The organism is Pseudomonas sp. RL (assembly GCF_000647775.1).
In the GTDB taxonomy this organism is placed as follows: Bacteria; Pseudomonadota; Gammaproteobacteria; order Pseudomonadales; family Pseudomonadaceae; genus Serpens; species Serpens flexibilis.
In genome coordinates, this window is the sequence record NZ_JBOY01000154.1 from 1 (window position 1) to 7,003 (window position 7,003).

Here is a 7,003-nt window from a genome sequence, read left to right on the forward strand (position 1 = left end):
TTACATCCCTCGAACTGCCTAAAAGCGCTTGCAGGGCAACATAGAATCTCCCACGGTGGACTTGTCCGCGAGCTTTGCGCTTTACGTAGCTACCTCCGGGGGGAGCTGTGCAACGCCAGCCGGAGCGCTAAAGTAGCGCCACCCGCAACACCGGAGAGCCTCCATGCCCACCTACGACTACCGCTGCGAAGCCAACGGCCAGGTCTACGAAGTCCACCATCCGATGGCGCTCAGCCCCAGGACCTGGGGCGACCTGCGCGCCGCCTGCTGCTCGCTGCCCGATGATGCCGCGATCCCCGACGACGCCCCGGTGACCAAACTGATGAGCGCCGCCGGGGTGGTCAATAGCCGCGTCCTGAAGAATCCCGAAGCGCCGGCCTGCGCGCGCGGCGGCTGTGCTGGCAACTGCCTGTGACCGGTAGGGTGGAAGACTCGCGCAGCGATCTTCCACCCAAAGAACTACGGGATACCTCGTTAGCCACGCTGCACTACCGAAGCCTCACCGTCGGCTCGAGCCCCAGCGCGCGCAAAACCGCGAGAAAGGTTTTGAGCGTCGGGTTGCCGCCCTCGCTGAGTGACTTGTAAAGCTGCTCGCGGGCCAGCCCCGTTTCCTTGGCCAGTTCGCTCATCCCGCGCGCCTTGGCGACGATGCCCAGCGCCTTGGCGATATAGGCGGCGTCCCCCGTTTCCATCGCATCCGCGACGAAAACCGCGATGGCTTCGGGGCTGTCCAGCGCCTCGGCAGGGTCGTAGGCATACAGTTGTTCGGTCATGGCTGCGTTCTCCACGCCAGTGCAAGGCGCTTCGCTGTCTCGATGTCACGTTGCTGGGAGGCTTTGTCGCCTCCGCATAACAGGATTACCAGCTCGTTGCCGCGCTGCTGGAAATAGATCCGATACCCGGGTCCGTAGTGAATCCGAAGCTCGCTGACGCCACCGCCAACAGGCGAAACGTCGCCCGCAAGACCGTTGGCGAGGCGGAAGATCCGTGCCGCGATAGCGGCTCGCGCTCTGCTGTCCCTGAGTCGGCGTTCCCACGCCCTGTACGTTTCCGTTTGTTTGATCTCAAGCATGCGCCAATTGTGATTTATAAATCACAAAAGGCAAACCGGATCGCTCGAGCGGTTTGCGCAGCAACCAACCCCACCGGAAACCCCGCGCCCTTTGCCGGATCACAACTGCATCCGCAAAAGGAGATTGCCATGCCCGCCCGCGTCCCGATGCTTCGCTACGTCCCCCTGCTGGCCCTGCTTTTCATTGCCAACCTGGCGGCCGATGAAACACAGCAACTGATCCAGGCCATCAATGATTACCGTGGCGAGGCGAACGGCTGCGCCGACGCCCCCGCCACGGCGCTGCCGCCGCTCAGGGCCGATGCGCGGCTGGTCAGCCCCGACGAGGATTGGGAGGCCTCACTGGAGCGCAACGCCTACCCGCTGCAAAGCGCCGAAGCCATTCGCCTTAGCGGTCCAACCGACGCCAAGGCGGCGATGCAGGCGCTGCGGGAAAGTTTCTGCCGGGTGCTGCTCGACCCGCAGTACCTGGACATCGGCGTCAGCCAGCACCAGCAGCAGTGGCGCATCGTGCTGGCGCGACCGCAACAGCAGGCTCGGCTCGGCGACTGGCAACAGGAAGGCCGGCGCCTGCTGGAACTGATCAACGCCGCGCGCGGGCAGGCGCGGATGTGCGGCAAACAGGCCCAGCCGGCCACCGAACCGCTGAGCTGGAACGACGCCCTGGCCAGCGCCGCCGACACCCACAGCCGCGCGATGGCCAGCGGCAACTTCTTCGCCCACCGCGACAAGGAAGGTCGCATTCCCGGCGACCGCGCCGAACTGGCCGGCTACAGCGCCAGCCTGATTGGCGAAAACCTCGCCGCCGCGCACATCAGCGCCCAGCAGGTGCTCGACGGCTGGCTGGCCAGCCCCGAACACTGCGCCAACCTGATGAACCCACAGTTCCGCGAAATGGGCGCGGCCTATGCGCGGGACGACAACAGCGACGCGGGCATTTACTGGACGGCGGTGTTCGGGGCGCCGTAGGAGTCGGGCATGGCGAACTAAATTTGGTCTGAAATTGGCCTAAGTGCTGCGCAAGGCATCGCTGGCTACCTGCTGAGTGGGGTAGCGCAAAGAGGAGTTCTTTAATGCGCGTTGAAACGATCAGCTACCTGAAGAAACACGCAGCCGACCTGCAGCTCGACGAGCCGATGGTGGTCACCCGCAATGGCGTGCCGGCGTACGTGGTGGAGTCCTATGCCGAGCGAAAGCGTCGTGACGAGACGGTCGCGTTGGTGAAATTGCTGGCTATGGGCTCCCGCGAATATGCGCAGGGCAATCCCTGGTAGAAGCCTTCCTCTTTCGGCATCGCTAGGGGTCGCCCAGTGGACGGGCTCGCACAGATCGATCAGTCTGCTGTTCCGGCTGTTCGGCACGCCCCGCTTGAGGCGCACGAGGGCTCAGGCCGGTATGATGCCCGGCCATTTTTGGCGAGCAGTCCCACCATGCCCGGCAACGCCCTCTACACCGACCTGTCCGGTTACTACGACCTCATGTGCGCCGATATCGACTATCAGGCGCAGAGCCACGGTGTGCATCGGCTGCGGCAGCTGTTCGGCAATGCGGGCAACCGTCATCTGGACCTGGCCTGCGGCACCGGCCCGCACGTGCGGCACTTCCTCGACGCCGGCTACCGGAGCAGCGGCCTCGACATCAACCAGCCCATGCTGGAGCTCGCGGCCGAGCGCTGCCCGGAAGCGCAGTTCTCCCGGCAGGACATGTGCGGTTTCACCGTGGAGGAACCGCTCGACCTGATCACCTGCTTCCTCTATTCCATTCACTACAGCGGCAGCATCGAGCGGCTCCAGGCCTGCATCGCCAGCGCCCATGCCGCACTGGAGGAGGGCGGGGTGTTCTGCTTCAACGCCGTCGACAAGAGCAAGATCGACAACGCGCTGTTCGTCTCGCATACCGCCGAGCACGCCGACGGCCAGTTCCACTTCAGCTCCGGCTGGCACTACGCAGGCGCGGGCGAGCGGCAGTCACTGAAACTGCGCATCGCCCGAACGGTCGCGGAAGTAACCCAGGTCTGGCACGACGAACACCCGATGGTCGCGGTGAGCTTCGCCGAACTGCAGGCGCTGCTGCAGCCGTACTTCGAGGTGCATGTGCTGGAGCATGACTACGAGAAGATCGTGCCGTGGGACCAACGCTCCGGGAACGCGCTGTTTGCCTGCGTGAAGATCTGAAACGAAACGCTGCCAGCCAGCCCGTCCTGTAGACAAGACCGCAGCCTTTCACACTGTCCTGAACATCACCCGACGTAGGGTGGAAAACTCGCAAAGCGATTTTCCACCGTGGAGGTCCAGGCGCCCTGCTTCGGATACGCGCCGTTTGGGAACCAGGGCCATGCCCGCACTTGCAAAGCCTTATTAAATACTTATATTCGGCTTATAGGGAGCGAGGCCGGGCATGAACAAGATCAACTGGACACGCAAGGCGGTTAAGCAGCTGCGCAAGATCGACAAGGCCGAGCAGCCCAAGCTCTACGATGCCGCCCAAGCCCTCGCTCACATGCCCGACGTCCAGAACGTCAAGGCGCTCGCCCATCAACACTACGGTTACAGGCTCCGGGTAGGCAACTACCGCATCCTGTTCGACTGGGACGGCGGCGTGAAAATCGTCAGCATCGAAGAGGTCAGGAAGCGCGATGAACACACCTACTAACGTGCAGATCATCCACGGCGCGGACGGCCGTCCCGCCTTCGTCGTGGTGCCTTACGCCGACTACATCGCCAGCCACCCTGTCGAGGATCTGGTACCCAACGAGGTCGTCGGCTACATGGTCAAGGACGGCATGACCGCCATCGCCGCCTGGCGCCGGCATCTGGGGCTGACCCAGACCGAGGTGGCCGAGCGCCTCGGTATCTCGCAGTCCGCCTACGCGCAGCAGGAAACCGCCGAACGCCCCCGCAAGACGACGCGCGAGCGGATCGCAAAGGCCCTGAATATTCCGGCGCCGCTGCTGAACCTGTAAACCGCGCGCAGCACGCAGAACGGGTGGCCCAAACCGCCACGTCAAATGCGGATGGACCACGCCATTGGCCGCCCCGCCATCATTGCTCCGGGTGGAATCTGGGCTCCAGAAAGGCGACCGGAAATTCCGGCCGTGGCCTGCCCACCTGGGTGGAGCGGCGGTCATGGGCCCGGCGGGCCAGGAACACGATGGAGCCATCCGGCTTGCGCATGAGGTTGCCGGCCTTCACGCTGCCCAGCGTGGCCAGCAACCAGCGTGACTCTTCGCGGAACCGCTCGAAATCCACGTCCTGGAAGTTGCGCATGGGGATAAAGGCGACGACCGCGCCTCTTCTGACAGCGGCCCACCCTATGGACAAGTCGACAAATTCACTCTGGTCGCAGTCCTGTTCCGGCAGCGTCGTTTCGGTCATGGAATGGCCTCGCAGGATGTCCGAATCATCGGCGCAGCCAGTGGCAGGCTGATCAATGTCCATTGAATAACAGCGCCACTGCTGTGCTGCCCTACGGTATGGCAGCGTCAATGAAAAAGGCTTGTCGTGGAGCAAGCCTTTCATGGTCTGCACAGGTGACCGGTACTAGGGCGTAGGTGGACCTCGCCACTCGGGGGGCTCGTTAAATAAATCTGTCCCCTTTTCTCTTCGGCCGCGACTCCACCACCGCAAGGCGTGCCGGCAGCTTCGCCAGCAGGGCATCCACCGCCACCCGCGTCTTCAATGGCAGGTGCGGGGTCTGTGGCCACAGGGCGCTGATCGGGTAGGTCAGGCTCGGCTGCTCCGCCAGCACCTCTCGCAACTCTCCGCGCAGCAGGTACTCGCGAGCCAGCCAGTAGGGCAGCCAGGCGATGCCGAGACCGGCCAAGGTAGCGTCGGTGACGGCGCGAAGGTCGTCCATCCGTAGACGGGCTTTGGGTCTGATCGCCTGTACCTGGCCATCGACACGCACCTGCCATTCGAGCATCCGGCCCAGGCGCGTGTAGGCCACGGCGTCGTGCTGCTGCAACTCCGCGAAGCTGCCAGGCTCGCCATGGCACTGCAGATAGGCCGGCGATGCGCAGAACGTCATGCCGTGCTCGCCCAGCCGGCGGGCCACCAGGTCGCTGCTGTCGGGCAGGACGCCGTTGCGGATCGCCAGGTCGAAGCCTTCCTCCACCAAGTCCACGGTGCGGTCGCTGAAGGACATTTCCAGCACCAGCTCGGGATGCTGCTGCGCCAGCTCGATCAGGATGGGCGCGATGCACAGATGGCCGAACAGCACCGGCATGGACACCCGCAGCTGGCCGTTGACCTGCCACTTGCCGCTTTCCAGCGCCGTTTCGCCCGCGCGGATTTCCTCCAGGGCCCGCAGGCAGTGCCCATGGAACCTCGAGCCTTCGTCGGTCAGGCTCAGGCTACGCGTGGTGCGGTGGAACAGCAGCACGCCCAGGCGCTGCTCCAGACGGGCAATGCTCTTGCCCACCGCGGAGCGGGTGATGTGCAGCTGGCTGGCCGCCTGGGCGAAGCTGCCGGCCTCCGCCACCACGACGAAGACGTCGACGCCGTTCAGGCTGTCTCGCATGGCTTTGTATCCATAGGGGAACCAATCAAGAGAAATACTATCGCCATTGGTGAGAAAAATGGAATGGTAGGCTATGCGCATTCCCACAAACTCCCCAACTGGAGCGCATTCATGAGCAAGATCCTCGTCCTCAAGTCCAGCATCATGGGCAGCAACTCCAGGACCAACGCCCTGATCGACAGTTTCCTGGCTGAACGACTGGCCAAGGGGCATCTCGATGAGGTGCTGGTGCGCGACCTGGCCAGCCTCGATCTGCCGGTGCTGGACCATGAGCTGTTCCACGCCCTGCGTGGCGTCGGCCAGCCGAGCGAGCGCGCCCGACAGGTGGTGGCGCTGTCAGATCAGTTGATCGCCGAGCTCAAGGCCAGCGACCTGCTGTTGATAGGCGCCCCCATGTACAACCTGAACGTGCCGACGCAGCTGAAAAACTGGTTCGACCTGGTGGCCCGCGCGCAGGTGACCTTCCGCTATACCGAAAGCCATCCGGTGGGCCTGATCGAGGGTGTCCGCGCGGTGGCCTTCAGCTCGCGTGGCGGTGTGCACCTAGGGCAGGCGAGCGACGCGGTCACTCCTTATCTGCGCGCGGTACTCGGCCTGGTCGGCATCGCCGAGGTGGAATTCGTCTACGCGGAAGGCCTGGACGCTCGCCCCCACGGCGTCGAGAAAGGCCTGGCCGACGCCCATGCGCAGATCGTCAGGCTGAGCGCCTGAAGGTCGCCTCGCCGATGCCATCTCTGCAAGGCATCGGTAGATGAAATGTCGGCCTGTTTTATTGATGGCTCCCACGCGCTGCGTGGGAGTCTTGCCGGTGGCTCCACGTCAACTCGGCAGCCGGTCGATCACCAGCAGCCCGGCTTGTCCCTGATAGTCGCGAGCACTGGAGTAGCGCCAGTGCTCGGCCAGATCCACATAACCGCGACGCACCGGATTGTGGTGGATGTAATCCAGCTTCTGGCGCATGACCTCCTCGCTGCAGACCAGCTCGGCATGGCTGCCTTCCTGCCAGAGCTGGTATTCCCGATCTTGCTTGTGTGCCCGCTTGCTGAAGCTCAGCCGCTGCAGGACCGACTCCGCGCCGCGTCGTTGCAGGTCGTCGAGGATCCGGCGGGCCGTGTAGGACTTGAAGCTGCTGACGCAGCGGGCCAGATCGGGTGCCTGCGCGAGATAGTGCAGGTGGTTTTCCATCACCACATAGCCATATAGCCGGAGCCCTTGGTGGGTCTGCTGGTAACGCCAGCAGTCGAGCAGGATGTCGACCAGTGCAGGACGGGAGAACAGCGGTAGCCACTCCATCACGGTACAGGTCAGGAAGTGCGGTTGCGCGGGATCGGTAATGACGTAGCGGCTGCGGCCCATGGGATTCGTCCGTGAATCGGTTAGTGGGTCTGGCGTCGTACTCGGCTGATGGCTCCC

Annotated in this window: 12 protein-coding genes; 7 read left to right on the top strand and 5 right to left on the bottom strand. The window is 63.9% G+C overall.

What is annotated here, in order from left to right:
- Positions 1 to 163 precede the first annotated feature (163 nt).
- Positions 164 to 415 (top strand): hypothetical protein, encoded by a 252-nt coding sequence (locus AS93_RS0117295; protein WP_027591758.1) that lies wholly within the window; start codon positions 164 to 166, stop codon positions 413 to 415.
- Positions 416 to 488: 73 nt separating this feature from the next.
- Here AS93_RS0117295 and AS93_RS0117300 read toward each other — a convergent pair whose 3' ends face one another.
- Both AS93_RS0117300 and AS93_RS0117305 read right to left on the bottom strand, forming a co-directional pair.
- The gene (locus tag AS93_RS0117300) at positions 489 to 773 is read right to left on the bottom strand and encodes an addiction module antidote protein (protein ID WP_027591759.1); all 285 of its coding nucleotides are present in this window, start codon (positions 771 to 773) and stop codon (positions 489 to 491) included.
- Positions 770 to 1,072, bottom strand: coding sequence for a type II toxin-antitoxin system RelE/ParE family toxin (locus AS93_RS0117305; RefSeq protein WP_027591760.1), 303 nt, complete (start codon positions 1,070 to 1,072; stop codon positions 770 to 772). The genes AS93_RS0117300 and AS93_RS0117305 overlap by 4 nt, the downstream gene beginning before the upstream one ends.
- Before the next feature lie 129 nt (positions 1,073 to 1,201).
- Between AS93_RS0117305 and AS93_RS0117310 the strand changes: the two genes are divergently transcribed.
- From AS93_RS0117310 to AS93_RS0117330, 5 genes are all read left to right on the top strand, one after another.
- Entirely contained in the window at positions 1,202 to 2,041 is an 840-nt protein-coding gene (locus AS93_RS0117310) for a CAP domain-containing protein (protein ID WP_051587528.1), read from the top strand.
- A 104-nt stretch (positions 2,042 to 2,145) separates the two neighbouring features.
- Complete coding sequence (locus AS93_RS19725; protein ID WP_051587529.1) at positions 2,146 to 2,346, top strand: type II toxin-antitoxin system Phd/YefM family antitoxin; 201 nt, start codon at positions 2,146 to 2,148, stop codon at positions 2,344 to 2,346.
- A gap of 156 nt (positions 2,347 to 2,502) precedes the next feature.
- Positions 2,503 to 3,246: a class I SAM-dependent methyltransferase gene (locus AS93_RS0117320; RefSeq protein ID WP_027591762.1), complete on the top strand. Its 744-nt coding sequence runs from the start codon at positions 2,503 to 2,505 to the stop codon at positions 3,244 to 3,246.
- Positions 3,247 to 3,469: 223 nt separating this feature from the next.
- Complete coding sequence (locus AS93_RS0117325) at positions 3,470 to 3,724, top strand: type II toxin-antitoxin system RelE/ParE family toxin (protein WP_027591763.1); 255 nt, start codon at positions 3,470 to 3,472, stop codon at positions 3,722 to 3,724.
- The gene (locus AS93_RS0117330) at positions 3,708 to 4,034 is read left to right on the top strand and encodes a helix-turn-helix transcriptional regulator (protein WP_027591764.1); all 327 of its coding nucleotides are present in this window, start codon (positions 3,708 to 3,710) and stop codon (positions 4,032 to 4,034) included. The genes AS93_RS0117325 and AS93_RS0117330 overlap by 17 nt, the downstream gene beginning before the upstream one ends.
- Positions 4,035 to 4,113: 79 nt before the next feature.
- On the opposite strand, the gene AS93_RS0117335 is transcribed toward AS93_RS0117330, so the two are convergent.
- Positions 4,114 to 4,590 (bottom strand): hypothetical protein, encoded by a 477-nt coding sequence (locus tag AS93_RS0117335; RefSeq protein ID WP_139181996.1) that lies wholly within the window; start codon positions 4,588 to 4,590, stop codon positions 4,114 to 4,116.
- A gap of 58 nt (positions 4,591 to 4,648) precedes the next feature.
- On the bottom strand, positions 4,649 to 5,590 hold the full coding sequence (locus tag AS93_RS0117340) for a LysR family transcriptional regulator (RefSeq protein ID WP_027591766.1): 942 nt from the start codon (positions 5,588 to 5,590) through the stop codon (positions 4,649 to 4,651).
- A gap of 111 nt (positions 5,591 to 5,701) precedes the next feature.
- Between AS93_RS0117340 and AS93_RS0117345 the strand changes: the two genes are divergently transcribed.
- Positions 5,702 to 6,301 carry an NAD(P)H-dependent oxidoreductase gene (locus tag AS93_RS0117345; protein WP_027591767.1) on the top strand — a complete coding sequence of 200 codons (600 nt, stop codon included), beginning with the start codon at positions 5,702 to 5,704 and terminating at the stop codon, positions 6,299 to 6,301.
- 108 nt (positions 6,302 to 6,409) lie between these two features.
- On the opposite strand, the gene AS93_RS0117350 is transcribed toward AS93_RS0117345, so the two are convergent.
- Complete coding sequence (locus tag AS93_RS0117350) at positions 6,410 to 6,946, bottom strand: transposase (protein WP_027591768.1); 537 nt, start codon at positions 6,944 to 6,946, stop codon at positions 6,410 to 6,412.
- Positions 6,947 to 7,003 lie beyond the last annotated feature (57 nt).

What these genes read in the sequence shown, in the direction of transcription:
- AS93_RS0117295 (WP_027591758.1), top strand. Translation starts at nt 164, where the DNA reads ATGCCCACCTACGACTACCGCTGCGAAGCCAACGGCCAGGTCTACGAA.
- AS93_RS0117300 (WP_027591759.1), bottom strand. Translation starts at nt 773, where the DNA reads ATGACCGAACAACTGTATGCCTACGACCCTGCCGAGGCGCTGGACAGC.
- AS93_RS0117305 (WP_027591760.1), bottom strand. Translation starts at nt 1,072, where the DNA reads ATGCTTGAGATCAAACAAACGGAAACGTACAGGGCGTGGGAACGCCGA.
- AS93_RS0117310 (WP_051587528.1), top strand. Translation starts at nt 1,202, where the DNA reads ATGCCCGCCCGCGTCCCGATGCTTCGCTACGTCCCCCTGCTGGCCCTG.
- AS93_RS19725 (WP_051587529.1), top strand. Translation starts at nt 2,146, where the DNA reads ATGCGCGTTGAAACGATCAGCTACCTGAAGAAACACGCAGCCGACCTG.
- AS93_RS0117320 (WP_027591762.1), top strand. Translation starts at nt 2,503, where the DNA reads ATGCCCGGCAACGCCCTCTACACCGACCTGTCCGGTTACTACGACCTC.
- AS93_RS0117325 (WP_027591763.1), top strand. Translation starts at nt 3,470, where the DNA reads ATGAACAAGATCAACTGGACACGCAAGGCGGTTAAGCAGCTGCGCAAG.
- AS93_RS0117330 (WP_027591764.1), top strand. Translation starts at nt 3,708, where the DNA reads ATGAACACACCTACTAACGTGCAGATCATCCACGGCGCGGACGGCCGT.
- AS93_RS0117335 (WP_139181996.1), bottom strand. Translation starts at nt 4,590, where the DNA reads ATGAAAGGCTTGCTCCACGACAAGCCTTTTTCATTGACGCTGCCATAC.
- AS93_RS0117340 (WP_027591766.1), bottom strand. Translation starts at nt 5,590, where the DNA reads ATGCGAGACAGCCTGAACGGCGTCGACGTCTTCGTCGTGGTGGCGGAG.
- AS93_RS0117345 (WP_027591767.1), top strand. Translation starts at nt 5,702, where the DNA reads ATGAGCAAGATCCTCGTCCTCAAGTCCAGCATCATGGGCAGCAACTCC.
- AS93_RS0117350 (WP_027591768.1), bottom strand. Translation starts at nt 6,946, where the DNA reads ATGGGCCGCAGCCGCTACGTCATTACCGATCCCGCGCAACCGCACTTC.